Origin of the sequence: Rahnella sp. PAMC25559, assembly GCF_050632365.1 — a bacterium.
GTDB lineage: Bacteria > Pseudomonadota > Gammaproteobacteria > Enterobacterales > Enterobacteriaceae > Rahnella > Rahnella rivi.
Genome location: NZ_CP192543.1, coordinates 4,247,981 through 4,265,545, shown reverse-complemented (window position 1 = coordinate 4,265,545; position 17,565 = coordinate 4,247,981). Strand labels below are relative to the sequence as shown.

Below are 17,565 nucleotides of genomic sequence, written 5' to 3'. Positions count from 1 at the left end.
CGCCGCTCACGCCAACAGCCGGAGCGCTTTCATCGGCACTTTGTTACGTTGCGCCGGATTATTCCTTATCCGGAGAACAACAAGATGCAACACGCACTGACTTTTGTCATCGCGACTTTGTGTATTCTGACAATCTGTTACCGGCTTTACGGGGTGTTTTTCGTCCGTAAAGTGCTGAAAGCCGATGATGCTCAGGTCACACCGTCGCATTTACTGGAAGACGGGAAAGACTACGTCCCGACCAAAAAATGGGTGAACTTCGGCAGCCACTTCGCGGCTATCGCGGCGGCGGGGCCCCTGGTCGGCCCGGTGCTGGCCGCGCAATACGGTTATCTGCCCGGCATGTTATGGCTGCTGATCGGCTGTGTGGTCGGCGGCGCGGTGCATGATACCGTCGTGCTGTTTGCCTCCATGAAACACAGAGGGAAATCGTTATCGGAAGTCGCTAAGCGAGAGCTTGGCCCGGTGGCAGGCTGGTGCACGGGGCTGGCGATGTTGTTCATCATCACTATCACCATGGCCGGTTTATCGATGGTGGTTGTCCACGCTCTTGAGCGTAATCCGTGGGGGACGTTTGCCGTCTTCATGACCATCCCGGTGGCGATTTGCGTTGGACTGTGGGAACGTCTGACCGGCAGTATGAAAGCCGCTTCGTGGGTGGGGATTATTGCCATCATGGCCTGCGTGGTGATCGGGCCGTACATTCAGGCATCGGCGTTTGGGGAATGGCTGAGCCTGCGTGCTTCGACGGTCAGCCTGGTGCTGCCGGTCTATGCATTCTTCGCGACCGCATTGCCGGTGTGGATGTTGCTGACACCGCGCGGTTATCTCTCCAGCTTCATGAAAATCGGCGTGTTCGGGGCGCTCATCGTCGGGGGGGTGTTCATTAACCCCGAGATCCAGTTTCCGGCGATCACGCCGTTTATCCACGGTGGCGGCCCTGTGCTGGCCGGGCCCGTCTGGCCGTTTATCTCAATCACTATCGCCTGTGGCGCGATCTCCGGCTTCCACGCATTTATCGGTTCCGGCACGACGCCGAAGCAAATCGATAAATGGAGCGACATCTTACCGGTCGGTTTTGGTGCGATGTTAGCGGAATGCGTGGTCGGCGTGATGGCGCTGATTGCCGCGACCGCGCTGCATCCGGCGGATTACTTTGCGATCAACTCGGCGCCCGAGGTTTTTGCCGGTCTGGGGATGCAGGTGGTGAATCTCCCGACACTCAGCCAGGAAATTGGTCTGGATCTCAGTGGCCGTACCGGCGGGGCTGTGACGCTGGCAGTCGGCATGGCGGATATCTTTACCCGCATCCCGTGGTTCAGTCATTTGTCTTCGTACTTCTTCCAGTTTGTGGTGATGTTCGAGGCAGTATTTATCCTGACGGCCGTGGATTCCGGGACCCGCGTGGCGCGCTATCTGTTACAGGATTTCTTCGGCGATCTGTGGGCGCCGCTCAAACGTACTGACTGGTGGCCGGGCGCAGTGGCGTGCAGCATCGTCGCCTGCCTGCTGTGGGGATACCTTCTTAACTCGGGCGACATCAACTCCGTCTGGGCGCTGTTTGGCGTTTCAAACCAGCTGATGGCCTCGATTGGCCTGATGATCGGCGCGACCATTATCTTGCGTCTGGCGGACAAACGCCGCTACATGCTGACCTGCCTGATCCCGCTGGCCTATCTCTATGTCACGGTCAACTATGCGGCGTACTGGATGGTCGCTCATGTGTATTTCAATTCTGCGGCCAAAGGTTTCAACCTGTTCAACGGCACCATCTCAATCATCATGGTCGCGCTCGGCGCGGTGATTATGGTGGCATCTGTTCTGCGCTGGATAACGTTGTGGCAGGCGCGCAGTGAAGGCATGACTGGCGACGTGCCGGCTACGCTGTAAATCGCGGTTGTTTCATCAGCCCTGTCAATGGACAGGGCTTTTTTGTATCAATTGCTGATTGATCTTCCCGCCGTCCACACCAATAATGCTCCCTTGACTCGGGGTGCCGCGCTTGCAAAAGAACGGCTGAGATTTTACCCGTATTACCTGATCTGGATTATGCCAGCGTAGGGAAGTCAGGTATCTCTCCCGATGCCGCCTTCCTGAAAGCCGGTTGGGAGACTTATGAACGTCCGACCTTCCGTATTTCCCGGTGCTACTGCCGCCGGTTCTTTACATCAACTCCGCCATGCCTCACCGCTGGTCCATTGCCTGACCAACGATGTGGTGCAATCTTTTACTGCCAATGTCCTGCTGGCGCTGGGTGCCTCTCCGGCGATGGTGGTCGATCCCGATGAAGCGGCGCAGTTCAGCGCCATTGCCGATGCCTTACTGGTGAACGTCGGCACGCTCACACATCCCCACGCTAACGCGATGCTGGCGGCGATTCATGCCGCCAATCAGGCCGGGAAACCCTGGGTGTTAGATCCCGTCGCGGTCGGTGGCCTGAGCTGGCGAACCGAATTTTGCCTCAATATTCTTCCGTTAAAACCCGCCGCTATTCGTGGCAATGCGTCTGAAATCCGTGCCCTCAGTGGCCTGAGCGCGTCAGGCCGCGGCGTTGACAGCGGCGACGATTCGCTTTTCGCTCTGCCTGCCGCACAGCAACTGGCGCAGCAAACCGGGGCGATAGTGGCTGTGACCGGCGAAACGGATTACATCACCGACGGCGAACGCCATTGGGCTGTGCCGGGCGGACATCCGATGATGACCCGCGTGGTCGGTACCGGCTGTGCATTATCTGCCGTGGTAGCGGCATTTTCGGCATTACCGGGCGACCGGCTGGACAACGTCGCGGCGGCGTGTCGCGTCATGTCATGTGCCGGTGAACGGGCTTGTGCGACAGCCCGCGGGCCGGGCAGCTTTACGCCAGCGTTCCTCGATAATCTGTATTTATTGAACGAAACATGGCTGAACGGGGAGGGCTGTCATGAAACGCATTAATGCGCTGACCATTGCCGGAACGGACCCGAGCGGCGGCGCGGGCATTCAGGCGGATTTAAAAACTTTCTCCGCCCTCGCCGCTTATGGCACCAGCGTGATCACGGCGCTGGTGGCGCAAAATACCCTTGGCGTTCAGTCGGTCTGTTACATCTCACCGGAGTTTGTGGCGGCGCAGCTTGATTCCGTCCTCAGCGATGTGCGGATCGACACCGCTAAAATTGGCATGCTGGCAAACAGTCAGATTGTGGAAACGGTGGCGGAGCGGCTTGGCCATTATCAGCCGCCGTTCGTGGTGCTCGATACCGTGATGCTGGCGAAAAGTGGCGATCCTTTATTGCAGCCGGAAGCGGTCGAGGCGTTGCGGCGGCTGCTTTTGCCTCAGGTTTCGATCATCACCCCAAACCTGCCCGAAGCAGCAGCGTTGCTTGAATGCGCCATCGCCACCAGTGAAGCGGAAATGCGCGAGCAGGGCGAAGCTTTACTGGCGCTGGGGTGTGGCGCGGTGTTGATGAAAGGAGGGCATCTTAGCGACGAAGAGAGTCCGGACTGGTTGTTTATGCGGGATACGCGTGAGCGTTTCACTGCGCCGAGGGTGAACACCCGCCATACTCATGGCACCGGCTGTACGTTGTCAGCCGCCCTGGCGGCACTGCGCCCGCGCCACAGCGGCTGGGCAGACACTGTGCGCGAAGCCAAAGCCTATCTGCAACAGGCGCTGATACAGGCCGACTCGCTGGATGTCGGGCAGGGTATCGGGCCGGTGCATCATTTCCATCGCTGGTGGTAAGGCGATAGTGAAGGGCAGTCAGGCGCTGCGCTGCGATTTTTCCAGCGCCTGTTCTGCCTGATGAAACATCATCAGCGCCCGCTGTAAATGCACGGCATCAAACGGATTCAGCGGGTAGAATTTCTCGTCTTTACGTGGGCGCAGCATCACCCGGATCTGGCTGACAGAAATCCGCTCATACAGATAACTGGCGATGTCCTGATTCTCTTCATCTTTCCATGAAAGAACCAGCGCCGCGTGTTCGCCGCTGCGTCGGCCAATAAACTGCTCATGCAGCCACAGGCCTTCCAGTTCGCCATCTTTTTGCAGTTTTTTGCCGCTGAACCACGATGAATCTGCCAGCAGCCACAGTGCCTGCGGGGTGATCTCTTCATGCAGCTGACGCCATAACGGGCGGTTATTGTCCATCTGCCAGCAGGCCATACCAAGATAATCATTCAGCTCGCGCCAGTCGTTTTCGAGGCGCTCTTTCAGCTCAGGATCCTGCACATGCATAAACTGTTGCAGGCCGGTCGCCTGTTCGCCCAGTTTGTTATAGGCAATGACGGTCATGGTGCGCGGCGTGCGGCGGAAAGTCACCCACAGCAGCACTTTGGGAATGCGAAAAGTGATGGCCTGCACGGTCAGTTTGTAACGGTTACCCCGCGACATCACCAGGCCGTTCGCGGTGCCACGTTTATCCTGATAATTTCTTACCAGCACCACACTGTTCTGGCCCATCCAGCCGGTGAGATAATGCTCTTTCTCGCTTTCGGCCACGTCCAGATCGCGTGCAATCTGGCTGATCTTTTCTTCATCCAGTTGGGCGAGCGAGAGTGACTGTTCGGCACTGTAATAGCTTTTTTTCAGGGGGGCTGCGGCTGGCATAAGGGTATCCACGATATTAATGTGGTTTACAGCTTACACTAAGTTGTCATACAGATTTTGGCGCTAACCCGCAAAAATTGAACGCCGCAGACAGCGGGATGGACAGAAAACCTTCGCCTTACAGACCCAGGTCTGATGAAATTTTACGAGACGTCTCGAAAAAAAAACGCATCATGATTGTTATTCCCGGATTGCGGATTATTCTTGCGAAATTATATGCAACCTGTGGAAATAAAATGGAAATGATGACGTTACATGAAAGGGTGATTAATGAGACGGTCACAATAATGAATGCCGTCTTCAGTAAGTTAGATGTCTCTCTTATTATAAAGTGTATTCGTCGCAGTGATATTATCTGGCAGCAGCGTCGGGCGAGGCGTAATTTACGACAACCTGAAAAACACCAGCTTAACTGGAAATGGCTGTTTAACGAGTATCGGAAAAATAAGCCTCAGAATTCAGGTATGGAGCAGGCCGCTTATGTGTTTTGTCTCAATAACCTGCAGCAGGAGCGGGCCGCGTTCCTGTTAACCTCGTGCCGGTGCTTATCAGAAGAACTGGAGCTCAATGCACTGGAGAATTTTTATCGCAAGACAGCAGGGCATCCTTTGAAAAGGAATATGCTGTATTACAGCCTTTGTCTTATGGTGATTTACGCTGAGGTTCTTAATGAGATGGGTATATTAAAGAAAGAAAGGGTGAGATTTGTAATTAAAGATGTTGTTAATGATGATGTAATGCGTTTTTATATCTCCGCAGCGCCCCTGTCGCAAGTTTCGCAAGAGATGGAGTGCGAATCCACTTACTATTTATTACGTGAATATATAAATATGGATTTATTTAATATCAACGTTTGAAGAATGAATTCATCATTTCAGACAGAGAATTTTTATCAGACTTATCAGGAGCAGCACATGAAGCGAGACAAGGAAAAACCGGTTAATTTAACGCCTCGGCAGACAGAACTTGTGGAACTCGTTGTCGGATTTTTAAGATCCTGCGATGAAAAATATGAAGGTCAAAAAGATGTTGAAGGTTTTGAAGGGGGAGGTGTGCTGCTTGGCCCGCGAGAAGCCTGCTACCGCCCTTCAAAAGACTGGAACAAATTGCCCTGAAGTGAAAATTATCTCCCGCGTTGGCATCGTTTTACCACGCGGGAAGACAAACTCACTCGGCATCAAACCAGTCACTGTTCTGTTCAGCAATGGGCGTGATAGTGGAAATCATTTCCTGCAAATGAATGCGGATGGCTTTTTCCGCAGCATCCGGGTCATGTGCTTTCAGACCATCGAAAATCGCATAATGCTGTGCAATCAGATTCTCCGGCGGGGAGACTTTACTGAGCGTCAGGAACCGCACGCGGTCCATGGTGGCTTTGATGTGTTCGACGGTTTCCCACGCCAGACGGCAGTCAATGATTTGCGCGATGGTGCGGTGGAAATCATCGTCAAGCAGCAGGAATTCCTGCGTTTGCTGGCTTTTGGCGGCCAGCGTCTGGCGTTCAAGATTGTGTTCCAGCAATGCCAGATCTTTCCCGGTGGCGACCATCGCCGCACGGCGCACCACGGCGGTTTCGACAGCTTCACGAATGAAACGGCCGTCAGCCACCCGCTTGGAGGAAATTTTCATCACATAGGTGCCGCGCTGTGGCAGTACCTGCACCAGTCCGGCTTCCGCCAGTTTGATAAAGGCTTCGCGCACCGGCTGGCGGGACACGTTAAAGCGTGTGGAAATCTCTTTCTCCGACAGGAATGCCCCCGGCGCAATGGCGCAGGTGACGATGTCCTGACGCAAGGTACGGTAAATCTGCTGATTAACCGGTACATTGCTGAGAAATTCAAAGGCGTCTGTCATGGGCAAAAGTTGTCTTCAGAATCGGGAGTCCATAATACTAACATGAGTTTTCTCAGGATTTTGAGATTGTTAGCGCAAGGTTTTCACAGATATTTGGCTTATTTCATCAAAGCTAATCCGAATTAATGTGCTCGCGGCAATAGAGCTTTTTATACGCCGCTGGCGTGATCCCCAGCAGTTTGCGAAACACTCGTCGAAAATACGCCACGTCATTAAACCCGGTGAGGCGGGCCACATCCGCCACATTGCCGGTATTCGCCAGCAACAGTTTCTCGGCGGCGGCAACACGTTGTTTATGCAATGCTTCGGTCAGCGTCATCTGGAAAGTCAGGCGGAAAACCCGTCCGAGATAATCCGCGTTGCAGTGCAGCCGTTCCGCCAGTTCCGAAGCCCCCAGCGGGAGGTGAAACTGTGTCGTGATCAGCTGGCGGGCTTTATAAGCCAGTGCCACGCCTGGGCCGCCCGGTTCGACATTTTCCGGCCAGGCACGTGAGACTTCCTGTAACAGCAATATCAGAAACAGCTCGAGAGAGTTACCTCCGCGTTCCTGTTCATATAAAAATAATCTGAACAGCGTTAACAGGGTTTCGCTGTCTCTGACTTTACAGTGCTGTGGAATATTCAGCTGTAAAGAGGGACTGTTTGGTTGTATTTTCATTATTGCGCTATCTTTCACAATATCGAAATGCAGCCAGTAAAATTTTAAATCGGGATCGAATGTTGAGATCCCTTTATGTTCACGCCCTGGAAATAACAATAAACTTTCGCCTGCGTGTAAATCAAAACGGTTATTTTCTTCCTGCAAAGACAACGAACCCCGCACGACATAAATTAACTCGTGCGAACTCAGGTGACGGGTCGGATGTGTGCCAATTCCCCGTGAAATAAACAGACCGCCGTTTTGCACTTTTACCGGGTAATTAATGGGAAAGGCAAGCATTTCAGGCATTTTCAGGCGCTCATCAGGCAGGTGTAGACTGACAGTAGCATAAGAAACACGCGCTACCCGCCGGGCGTAAAGAGGTTTTGATCTGCTTCACAGATTCTGTTCGTGAGTCGGAATTGTCCCGTTTAACTACTTTATCCTCCTCTTGTTGGCATGAGATCTCTATGCCAGATTTATGGCGTACCTTATTTCATCTCAGGGCTGATGCGAAAAATCAGCCTTATTCATTGTGTTCCTACAGCTTATAAATAACGATATAAAAGCGAGGAAAAATAATGCCAACAGATTCAGTTAATACCGGTTCTGCGCCGGTAAGCGTTGAGGGAAAAATAATTTCTGTTAACGCTAAACTCTCCGTCAGTGAGAAAATCGGTTACGGATTAGGTGATGCCGGTGGCACGATAATAACCTGTCTGATCACCAGTTTTCTGACCTTCTTTTATACCGATGTCTTCGGGCTGACGCCGGCGATTGTCGGCACATTGTTTATTTCCCTGCGGGTGATTGACGCGATTTCCGATCCGCTGATGGGCATTCTGGCTGACCGCACCCAAAGCCGCTGGGGGCGTTTTCGTCCATGGCAGTTGTGGATAGCTCTGCCGATTGGCGTAGTCGGTTTTCTCACCTTCACGGTGCCCGGCCTGAGCGGTGATGCCAAAATCGCGTACGCCTTCTTCACTTACTTCCTGCTTTCGGTGTCATACACGGCCATCAACGTGCCGTATTGCGCGCTGATTAACACCATGACCACCGATCACCGGGAGGTGATTTCCTGCCAGTCATGGCGCTTTGTTTTGTGCGGTGTGGCCGGATTTATGGTTTCCGTCGGGCTGCCGTGGCTGGTGCAACTCTTCGGCAAAGGTGATGCTGCGCTGGGGTATCAGCAGGGCGTCGGCTTGCTGTGCGCGGTGGCGGTGGTGATGTTCCTGTGGTGCTTCTTCACGGTTCGCGAGCGTCTGCCGCTGGCGCTGCTGGGGCAGTTCAGCATTAAAGAGCACATCCGCGGAATGCTGAAAAACGATCAGTTGCTGCTGGTTCTCCTCATGTCATTCCTGCTGATCAACGTGTTCAACCTGCGTGGTGGTGGCTATATGTATTTCATCACCTACGTGCTGAAAGGCGGCGCAGGGTACGCGTCGATGTTCTTCGGTATGGTGACGCTGGCGTCAATTCTCGGCGCGATCATCGTCAATCAGCTGACCAAATTTATCGACAGCGTGCGTCTCTACCTGATCACCAATCTGGTGCTGGCGGTGTTTTCCCTGCTGTTGTGGTTTGTGCCGGTGGGTGAACAATTCCAGACGCTGTGGCTTGGCATTATCTTCGTACATTGTGTGATCCTCGGCTTCACGCTGCCGCTGCACTTTTCCATCATGGCGTTTGCCGATGACTACGGACACTGGAAAAACGGTATCCGCTCTTCCGGCATGAACTTCGCCTTCAATCTTTTCTTTATCAAACTGGCCTGGGCCTCCAGCGCCGGGATCATCAGTCTCGTCTTTATTTGGGTGTCTTATCAGGCCGGTGCCGGGCACCAGACCGCGGCATCCCTTGGCGGGATCACGCTGCTGGAAACGCTGTTGCCTGCGGCGATGCATTTACTGCTGGCCGGGACGCTGATGTTCTGCAAGCTCAATAACACATTGCTGACCCGCATGTCCCGCGAGCTGGCGGCAAACGTTTAATGTTGATAACTGTTCAGGAGGTTGTATGTCTTTTTCTCCGGTTGAATCTTTAGAAGTGCCTTTGCACAAGGTGAATGTCTCCGACGCGTTCTGGCGGGAGTATCAGCGTCTGGTGAAAGATGTGGTGGTGCCGTATCAGTGGAAGGCGCTCAATGATGAGGTTGCCGATGCCGAACCGAGCCACGCGATAGAAAACTTCCGCATAGCCGCCGGGCAAAGTGACGGTGAGTTTTACGGCATGGTTTTTCAGGACAGCGACGTCGCTAAATGGCTGGAAGCGGTGGGTTATTTGCTGGCGAAAACCCCGGACCCGGCGCTGGAGGAAACCGCCGATCAGGTGATCGAACTGGTCGGCGCGGTGCAGCAGCCCGACGGGTATCTCAACACCTATTTCACCGTCAAAGAGCCGCAACACCGCTGGACCAATCTGGCGGAATGTCACGAGCTTTACTGCGCCGGACATCTGATCGAAGCCGGTGTGGCTTATGCGCAGGCTACGGGCAAAACCCGTTTGCTGGAGATCGTCTGCAAACTGGCTGATCACATTGCCGACGTCTTCGGGCCGGGCGAAAAGCAATTACACGGCTACCCCGGTCACCCTGAAATTGAACTGGCGCTGATGCGTTTGTATGAGCAAACCGCCGAAACCCGTTATCTCGAACTGACACGGTATTTCGTTGAGCAGCGCGGGGCGCAGCCGCATTTTTACGATATCGAATATGAAAAACGCGGCAAAACATCGCACTGGAATAACTACGGCCCGGCGTGGATGGTTAAGGATAAAGCCTACACGCAGGCGCATTTACCGATAGCACTACAGACCACGGCGGTCGGCCATGCGGTGCGGTTCGTTTATCTGTACGCCGGTGTCGCGCACCTGGCGAGGCTGAGTCAGGATCAGGAAAAACGCGAAACCTGTCAGCGCTTATGGGAAAACATGACGCAAAGGCAGATGTACATCACCGGTGCGATTGGTTCGCAAAGCAGCGGCGAAGCCTTCTCATCGGATTACGATTTACCCAATGATACCGCCTATACCGAAACCTGCGCCTCGATTGGCCTGATGATGTTTGCCAACCGCATGTTGCAGATGGAGGCCGACAGCCGTTACAGCGACGTGATGGAACGTGCGCTTTACAACACCATGCTGGCCGGTATGGCGCTCGACGGTAAACATTTCTTCTATGTGAATCCGCTGGAAGTGCACCCGAAAAGCATCCCGTTCAACCATATTTATGATCACGTAAAACCGGTGCGTCAGCGCTGGTTCGGCTGCGCCTGCTGCCCGCCCAATATTGCGCGGCTGCTGGCGTCACTCGGCCATTATATTTATACCCGGCGCCCGGACGGTGTGGATATCAATCTGTATATCGGCAGCGATGTGGAGGCGGAAATCGGCGGAAAACCGCTACGGCTGAAACAGTCCGGCGGCTACCCGTGGGCTGAAAACGTAACGATTGACGTCGATACCGGTGAACCGCTGGAAGCCACGCTGGCGCTGCGTTTACCTGACTGGTGCGCCAGCCCGCAGGTCACCATCAATGGTCATCCGCTTGAACTGACCAGCCTGACGCAACGCGGGTATGTGCGTCTGACCAGGGAATGGCAGAAAGGCGATCGCATTGAAATGACCTTACCGATGCCGGTCACCCGCGTGAAAGGTAACGCACTGCTGCGCCACGTCGCCGGAAAAGTCGCCGTGCAGCGCGGGCCACTGGTGTATTGCCTGGAACAGGCGGATAACGGCAGTGAACTGCATAACATTCGTTTGCCGCACGATGCGCCGTTCCGCCTGATTTCAGGCAGCGGACTGTTCGCGGGTAAAACATTGCTGCAAACGCAGGGCGAGCGACGCCCGTCGGTACAGGCCGGGCAGCAGCCGTTGTACCGCTACAATCCGCCAGAGGAAGCAACTTTGCCGCAAACCATGACCTTTGTGCCGTATTTTGCCTGGGCGAACCGTGGGGAAGGGGAGATGCGGGTGTGGATTGATGAAGTGTAGAAAAGGCTGAGCCAGCCTCCAAAAAATAAACCCGGCGCAGGTGGCCGGGTTTTGAATAACCTTTCACTGATTTAGCTGTGAGAGAGTGTTGTCTCGGCGGACTGTTTAGGCGGTTTGATCACGAAGAACACCAGAATTGCCCCCAGCGCGGCGACGCCGCCTGCGAGAATAAAGGCGCTGTCAAAACGACCGGTATTCTGGACAATAAACCCGGTGACCACAGGCCCGATGATGCCGGAGATGCTGCCGACCAGATGAATGAATCCGCTGGTGCCCCCGACGCGGGATTTATGTACCACGTCCTGAATAATCGCCCAGTAAATTGCCCCGGTGGTATACAGGAAGAAAATAGACACTGACATCAGCACTACCGCCGGCACCACGCTGGTGACGATACCGGCGAGGGCGACGCAAATGGCAGCGGCTAACAGGCTGACCACCAATATAATTTTACGCGAAAGCAATAAGCGGCCGGTAATATTGAAGATCTTATCTGAAATATACCCGCCTAATGCCAGTCCGACGAAGCCGACAATCCACGGAATAACCGTTGTCAGGCTCATCTCTTTAATATTCAGGCCATGCGCCTGCACCAGATAAGCCGGGAACCAGCTGAGGAAGAAGAACAAAATATAGTTGTAGCAGAAGAATGCAAAGGCAGTGACCAGAATAATCGGTTGTTTTAAATAATACCCCAGCCCATGCGCAGCCTGCGCCAGATCTTCCTCTTCGCTGATATTTTCATTCTTCATTGCATCGATTAAACGCAATTCTTCCTGGGACACACGCTTACTTTTCAGCGGATTATCGGCCACCGTAAAGAACCAGATCACCATCCACACAATACCAATCGCGGCAATGACCATAAACGCCGGACGCCAGCCAAAGGATATTGCCAGATAACCGACAACAGGCCCGGCCACAGCGCCGCCGAGCGGCGAGCCGGCGCTGAGCAGACCCATGGCGGTCGCCGCCTTTTTCTTCGGGAACCAGCCGTTGATCATCTTATTTGCCGAGGCACAGATCGGGCCTTCGGCCATGCCAAATAATACCCGCAAAATAAGCATGGAATAAAAGCCGGTGGCGATAGCGGTCATGCCACAAAACAGTGACCATAACCCGACGGCTAACCCCATGACGATGGTCGGGCCAAATTTATCGACAGCCAGACCGCCGAGGAAATTAAATATCGCGTAACCAAAGAAGAAGCTGCCAAATATCATGCCGAACTGTTCAGGATTGATGGCCAGTTCTTTTTCTATCATCGGGACCGTGATCGACAGCGCAACGCGGTCAAGATAATTGATCATGTAAACCATAAACAGCAGGAATACGATTATCCAGCGTAGATTCTTAAACATAGATGCTCCACGTAGTGTTATTTTAATAGTGTTACGTTTTTATAAGTAGAATATGAGGTACAACAGACGGGAGGATTGAATTCTCCTCCCGTTAAAGCCAAATCGTCAGATATCTCCGTGATCAGAATGCCAGCAGAACCTTGCAGCACGAACGCTGATCTTTCTCAAACAGCGTCAGCGCGGCTTCGACTTCGCTGGCAGGCATCCAGTGGGTCACCAGCTTTTCGGGCGCGATTTTCCCTTGCTCAATCCATTCAATCACCTGCGGGAACCGGTGGCTGTTCAGGCGTGAAGAGAACAACGAAATCTCTTTGCTGGTAATACTTTGCTGTGTCACCGAACTCGGTTCGCCGGAGAAACCCATCATGCCGATGCGTGCTGCCGGAGACGCCAGCAGAATGGCTTCCTGCAAAATCGCCGGATGGCAGGCGGCATCCACGATAAGCGTCGGGCGCACACCTTCTGCGGCGAGCACGTCGGCTACGCTGCGTTCTGCATTGTTGATGGTCCAGTCCGCGCCGCTTTCCTGTGCCATCTGAAGACGTTCTTCAATGCGATCGGTGACAATCACTTTCTGCACGCCGTAGACGCCTTTCAGTACCTGAATCACCGTCAGCCCCATCGGACCGGCACCGTACACCAGCGCGGTGTCCTGCGGTGTCGGTTTGAGAAAGGCGGTGATATTGGCCGCGATAGTAAAGGGTTCGACCATGCTGGCGAGTTTGTCCGGAATGGCTGCAGGCACCACGTAGGCATTTTTCGCCGGTGCGCAGGCATAATCACTGAAACCCCCGTCACGGTGGACGCCGATCACCTGCAATTCGGTGCACACGTTCGGGCGGCCAATGGAGCAGGGATAACAATGGCCGCAGCTGACCACCGGATCAACGACCACGCGCTCGCCGATACGCGAGGTGTCTACGCCTTCTCCGACGCTGTCGATGTGCCCGAAGAACTCATGGCCGATCACCCGTGGATATTTTGCGAACGGATTATGCCCGTGATAAATGTGCACATCCGAACCGCAAATCCCTGCGTAACTGACCCGAACTCGTACCTCACCGGCGGCAGGTACCGGCAAGGCACGTTGCTCGATCACCAGTTTTCCTGGTTCTTGTATAACGACACTGTTCATTATTCGCTCCCTTACCAGTTCCACAACGTACCGTCTTCCAGACGGGCTACCGGCAGATAGGCCGGTTCATACGGATATTTCGTTGCCAGCTTTTCGTCGAACTCAATGCCCAGACCCGGTTTTTCGCCAGGGTGCATGTAGCCGTTATCGAACGTCCAGTTATGCGGGAAGACTTCCAGCATTTGCTCGGAGTAACCCATATATTCCTGCACGCCGAAGTTTGGCACCCACAGGTCGAAGTGCAGCGCCGCCGCCATACAAACGGGTGAGAGGTCAGAAGGGCCGTGCGAGCCGGTACGTACCTGATACAGCGAGGCGAAATCAGCAATGCGGCGCATGCCGGTGATGCCGCCCGCGTGGGTAATGGTGGTGCGGATATAGTCGATCAGTTGCTCTTCGATCAGCTGTTTGCAATCCCAGATGCTGTTGAACACTTCCCCTACCGCGATTGGCGTCACCGTATGCTGGCGGATCAAACGGAAGCATTCCTGATTTTCCGCCGGGGTCGGATCTTCCATCCAGAACAGACGATAGTCTTCAATGCTTTTACCAAAGCGCGCCGCTTCAATTGGCGTCAGGCGGTGGTGCATGTCGTGTAGCAGGTGTTCGTCGAAGCCGAATTTGTTACGCACGGCTTCAAACAGTTTTGGTGTGAAATCGAGGTATTTCTCCGTTGACCACAGCTGTTCTTCCGGCCAGTTGCCTTTGGTGGCCGGTTCGTAGGCCAGCCCTTTGCCTTTCGCCATGCCGTAGGTGGTTTTCATGCCCGGTACGCCGCATTGCGCGCGGATCGCCTTGAAGCCCAGCTCTTTGTGTTTAGCGTAGTCATCAAGCACTTCATCCACCGAATGGCCGGTGGTGTGGCAGTAAACCATGACGCCGGTGCGCGATGCGCCACCGAGCAGTTGATACAGCGGCATATTGGCGGCTTTGGCCTTGATGTCCCACAGCGCGGTGTCCACGGCGGAAATCGCCGACATAGTGACCGGGCCACGACGCCAGTACGCGCCTTTGTAGAAGAACTGCCAGATATCTTCGATCTGATGCGCGTCACGCCCGATCAGTTGCGGGCAAACATGATCTTTCAGGTAGGACGCCACCGGCAGTTCGCGGCCATTCAGCGTGGCATCCCCGATCCCGGTCAGCCCGCTGTCGGTAGTGATCTTCAACGTAACAAAGTTGCGCCCCGGACAAGTAACAAAGACTTCAGCATTCACGATTTTCATCGGTTATGACCTTCTGCAGTAAAGTAAGATGCATTTTCTTTGGCTATAAATACGCCACATAACAACTACCATACAAGTATGTTTATCGTTTTTTGCCGGGGAGGATCACACTTTGTTGCGGAAAAGTGAATATGAGAAGAGGAGGGAAACCGGCCACGGGTGCCAATAAAAAAGCCTCCGCGGTGGGAGGCTTCGGGTGCTTCTATTGCGCCAGCCGCATCACTTCCTCCCATACCGCATCATCCACCGGGATCCCCTGGCTGAGGTTTTCACGGCGGTTTGATGCTGCCGTTTGCCCCGGATAACGCACATCGCGGCTGTTTTCGGCGGGATCGGATCCATTCACGTAATCTGCCACGCTGTCGGCCATGCGTTCGGTGAACTCAGCGCCACCGAGTTGTTGCGGGTCAAACACCATGAAGATCTGACTGGCGCCGGTGCAGCTGCCTTTGCCTATTTTGTCGATCTCATTGGTGGGGGCTCCGGCTGACAACAGTGCGGCCATGGCATCCAGCACAATCGCCAGACCGGAACCTTTCCAGTAACCGGTGGGTAAAATACGCATGGAGGCTTCGATCGGGCCCGGATCGTCGGTAAGATTTCCCTCTTTATCGTAGCCGCCGGGGAAAGGCAGTTTTTCGTTTTTCAGCCGGGTAACCTGTAATTTGCCGTAGGAATACTGTGACATCGCCATATCCAGCACGATGGGGCCTTTGGCGCGGGGCACCGCCATCACGAACGGGTTGTTGCCGATGCGGGTATTTTTACCGCCCCAGGCAGGCATGCAGGATTCAGTATTCGTCCAGCATATCGCGGCCATGCCATGTTCGGCTGCGTGCCAGCCATAACTTCCGCCGCGCATCCAGTGGGTGCTGTTTTTCAGTGCCACAATGCCGACGCCGTATTCCTTCGCCATCTCTGCGGCTTTTTCAACGGCGAACAGGGCGTTGGTGATGCCGATCCCCTGATGTCCGTTGTAAATGGCGATGGCCCCCAGTGATTTTTCAAGCTCCGGTTTGGCATGAATATCAATCCAGCCCTTTTTGACATAATCCACAAAGCGCGCCACCCGGTTCAGGCCGTGTGAGGCAATGCCATCGCAGCTGGATTCGGTATGGATACGGGCGCAAACCCGCGCACTTTCATCATCCAGCCCGGCATTAAGCAGGGCGCGCTGGACTGTCTGTTGCATCAGGCTGAATTCAATTCTTTGCATGGTCGGCTCCGGTTGAGAGTTCAGGGGAAGTCGGGGAAGAAATGATGTCGGTTTGACTAAGAATATTATTATCACCCCAGCATTTTTCGTAAGGCCAGCCGGTCAGTTGTTCGGCGATTAAACGGGTTTCAGGCGTGACGTCATATTTACTGCCACCTGCTTTGAGGCGCTCGATTTCATTAACCAGCAAGGCATGATTATGGCGGGTAAGTTTGAATTTCATTGAGCTGTATAAACCGATCAGCAGGAAAATAACCGAACCAGCACCGAACACCAGCGTAATACCATAAACAGCTTCGGCAGGTTGAGTACTGCTTTTTGGGGTAAATCCATAGTGCTGTAATAACAGCCCGACGCTGAATAATGCCACTGCCTGAACGGCCTTGCGCACGAAAGTCATTACCCCGGCGAATATACCTTCGCGACGTTTACCCGTGAGCATTTCATCCACATCAGGAATAAAACTGTAGATATTCCAGCAAACATAACTGGTGCCGGAACGCCCGACGCCCATGAGAATAACGGACACATAAATCAGCGCCATATTATAAGGCAATTGCAGAAGATGAATGGCGATGAATAAGCCGACACTGGCTAACATAAACAGTTGAGCAATTCTGTACGATGCGCCATTTCCCAATTTCATACAGAGAAAAATAAACAGCGCGACACACACAAACTGTACCAGCGTCATTAATGTCATGGCGTTGGAGGCTGACACCGCATTCTGCCCGAGAACAAAAATGATGTAATAAGCGAGCACTGCGCCGAGCACGTCGAGCGCGACATAGCCCCCCAGATACATGCCAACATGCTGGCGGAAAGTCCGCACTTTCATGGTGGAAACCAGGGATTTAAACAGGTGTTTCATGTCCCGTCGAAAAGAGAGCTTCGGCGCAGAAACATCCACAGGGATAGGGCGCTCCCAGGTGTAGAAGTACAACAGCAGGATCACCACGGCAAACAGCACGCCAAAAATGGCACCCATAATCAGAAAAGAGGAAGAAGAGTCATCTCCGAGATACGCAATAATCCGCCCCGGCAACCATGCCGCTAATATTGCCGCGCCGGTAGAAAAGAACATTCTGACGCCGGTGAGTTTGGTGCGCATTTTAAAGCTGGAGGTCATTTCTGCTGCCAGCGTTTCATACGGCACAATGGCCAGCGTATAGGCAGCATAGAATAAAATATACGTGACCAGGTAATACCAGAACTCCATGCCGCTGATCCACATAATAATGTAAGTCACCATAATTAACGGTGCGCCGAATAAGAAGAAGAATCCCCGGCGTCCGTATTTTTTACCCAGCGGGTTACGGTAGAAATTATCAGTGACATATCCCATCAGTGGATCAAAAAAAGCGTCAAGCAGACGTGCCGTCGCAATAACGGCTCCCGCCTCTGCGGGGCTTAATCCGGCATAAGTGGTATAGAAAAACATTATCCACAAACCCAATACCGCAAAACATCCGCCGCCGAAGAAATCACCTCCGCCGTACGCCAGCATATTTTTAAGCGATATCGGTCTTTCTTTATGATGATTAATCATGAT

Annotated in this window: 15 protein-coding genes and 1 riboswitch; of the genes, 7 read left to right on the top strand and 8 right to left on the bottom strand. The window is 53.7% G+C overall.

What is annotated here, in order from left to right:
* The first annotated feature begins 84 nt into the window (after positions 1 to 84).
* The 3 genes from ACQZQY_RS20655 (at position 85) to thiD (ending at position 3,721) form a co-directional block, all read left to right on the top strand.
* Complete coding sequence (locus ACQZQY_RS20655) at positions 85 to 1,890, top strand: carbon starvation CstA family protein (protein WP_431296323.1); 1,806 nt, start codon at positions 85 to 87, stop codon at positions 1,888 to 1,890.
* 89 nt (positions 1,891 to 1,979) lie between these two features.
* Positions 1,980 to 2,081, top strand: a riboswitch (TPP riboswitch).
* A 34-nt stretch (positions 2,082 to 2,115) separates the two neighbouring features.
* Positions 2,116 to 2,934, top strand: a complete 819-nt coding sequence (gene thiM / locus ACQZQY_RS20650) for a hydroxyethylthiazole kinase (protein WP_431296322.1) — start codon at positions 2,116 to 2,118, stop codon at positions 2,932 to 2,934.
* Positions 2,921 to 3,721, top strand: coding sequence for a bifunctional hydroxymethylpyrimidine kinase/phosphomethylpyrimidine kinase (thiD, locus tag ACQZQY_RS20645; protein WP_431296321.1), 801 nt, complete (start codon positions 2,921 to 2,923; stop codon positions 3,719 to 3,721). The genes thiM and thiD overlap by 14 nt, the downstream gene beginning before the upstream one ends.
* A gap of 18 nt (positions 3,722 to 3,739) precedes the next feature.
* Here the strand turns inward: thiD and ACQZQY_RS20640 are convergent, their stop codons facing one another.
* Positions 3,740 to 4,588, bottom strand: coding sequence for a hypothetical protein (locus tag ACQZQY_RS20640; protein ID WP_056781222.1), 849 nt, complete (start codon positions 4,586 to 4,588; stop codon positions 3,740 to 3,742).
* A gap of 236 nt (positions 4,589 to 4,824) precedes the next feature.
* Between ACQZQY_RS20640 and ACQZQY_RS20635 the strand changes: the two genes are divergently transcribed.
* Positions 4,825 to 5,445 carry a hypothetical protein gene (locus ACQZQY_RS20635; protein WP_431296320.1) on the top strand — a complete coding sequence of 207 codons (621 nt, stop codon included), beginning with the start codon at positions 4,825 to 4,827 and terminating at the stop codon, positions 5,443 to 5,445.
* Between the two features lie 57 nt (positions 5,446 to 5,502).
* The gene (locus tag ACQZQY_RS20630; RefSeq protein ID WP_122097430.1) at positions 5,503 to 5,703 is read left to right on the top strand and encodes a hypothetical protein; all 201 of its coding nucleotides are present in this window, start codon (positions 5,503 to 5,505) and stop codon (positions 5,701 to 5,703) included.
* A 52-nt stretch (positions 5,704 to 5,755) separates the two neighbouring features.
* Here the strand turns inward: ACQZQY_RS20630 and ACQZQY_RS20625 are convergent, their stop codons facing one another.
* Positions 5,756 to 6,442, bottom strand: a complete 687-nt coding sequence (locus ACQZQY_RS20625) for a GntR family transcriptional regulator (protein WP_056781211.1) — start codon at positions 6,440 to 6,442, stop codon at positions 5,756 to 5,758.
* Between the two features lie 112 nt (positions 6,443 to 6,554).
* A complete protein-coding gene (locus tag ACQZQY_RS20620) occupies positions 6,555 to 7,382 on the bottom strand; it encodes an AraC family transcriptional regulator (RefSeq protein ID WP_431297223.1) in 828 nt (275 codons plus the stop codon).
* A gap of 281 nt (positions 7,383 to 7,663) precedes the next feature.
* Between ACQZQY_RS20620 and ACQZQY_RS20615 the strand changes: the two genes are divergently transcribed.
* Positions 7,664 to 9,073 carry an MFS transporter gene (locus tag ACQZQY_RS20615; RefSeq protein ID WP_431296319.1) on the top strand — a complete coding sequence of 470 codons (1,410 nt, stop codon included), beginning with the start codon at positions 7,664 to 7,666 and terminating at the stop codon, positions 9,071 to 9,073.
* A gap of 25 nt (positions 9,074 to 9,098) precedes the next feature.
* A complete protein-coding gene (locus tag ACQZQY_RS20610; protein ID WP_431296318.1) occupies positions 9,099 to 11,075 on the top strand; it encodes a glycoside hydrolase family 127 protein in 1,977 nt (658 codons plus the stop codon).
* A 71-nt stretch (positions 11,076 to 11,146) separates the two neighbouring features.
* Here the strand turns inward: ACQZQY_RS20610 and ACQZQY_RS20605 are convergent, their stop codons facing one another.
* The 5 genes from ACQZQY_RS20605 to ACQZQY_RS20585 form a co-directional block, all read right to left on the bottom strand.
* Positions 11,147 to 12,436, bottom strand: coding sequence for an MFS transporter (locus ACQZQY_RS20605; RefSeq protein WP_431296317.1), 1,290 nt, complete (start codon positions 12,434 to 12,436; stop codon positions 11,147 to 11,149).
* A gap of 121 nt (positions 12,437 to 12,557) precedes the next feature.
* Positions 12,558 to 13,571 (bottom strand): Zn-dependent oxidoreductase, encoded by a 1,014-nt coding sequence (locus ACQZQY_RS20600; protein ID WP_183847933.1) that lies wholly within the window; start codon positions 13,569 to 13,571, stop codon positions 12,558 to 12,560.
* 11 nt (positions 13,572 to 13,582) lie between these two features.
* Positions 13,583 to 14,797 (bottom strand): D-mannonate dehydratase ManD, encoded by a 1,215-nt coding sequence (manD, locus tag ACQZQY_RS20595; RefSeq protein WP_431296316.1) that lies wholly within the window; start codon positions 14,795 to 14,797, stop codon positions 13,583 to 13,585.
* A gap of 202 nt (positions 14,798 to 14,999) precedes the next feature.
* A complete protein-coding gene (gene yiaK / locus ACQZQY_RS20590; RefSeq protein ID WP_431296315.1) occupies positions 15,000 to 16,013 on the bottom strand; it encodes a 3-dehydro-L-gulonate 2-dehydrogenase in 1,014 nt (337 codons plus the stop codon).
* Positions 16,000 to 17,562 (bottom strand): MFS transporter, encoded by a 1,563-nt coding sequence (locus ACQZQY_RS20585; protein ID WP_431296314.1) that lies wholly within the window; start codon positions 17,560 to 17,562, stop codon positions 16,000 to 16,002. Before ACQZQY_RS20585 ends, yiaK begins: the two co-directional genes overlap by 14 nt.
* Positions 17,563 to 17,565: the final 3 nt, after the last annotated feature.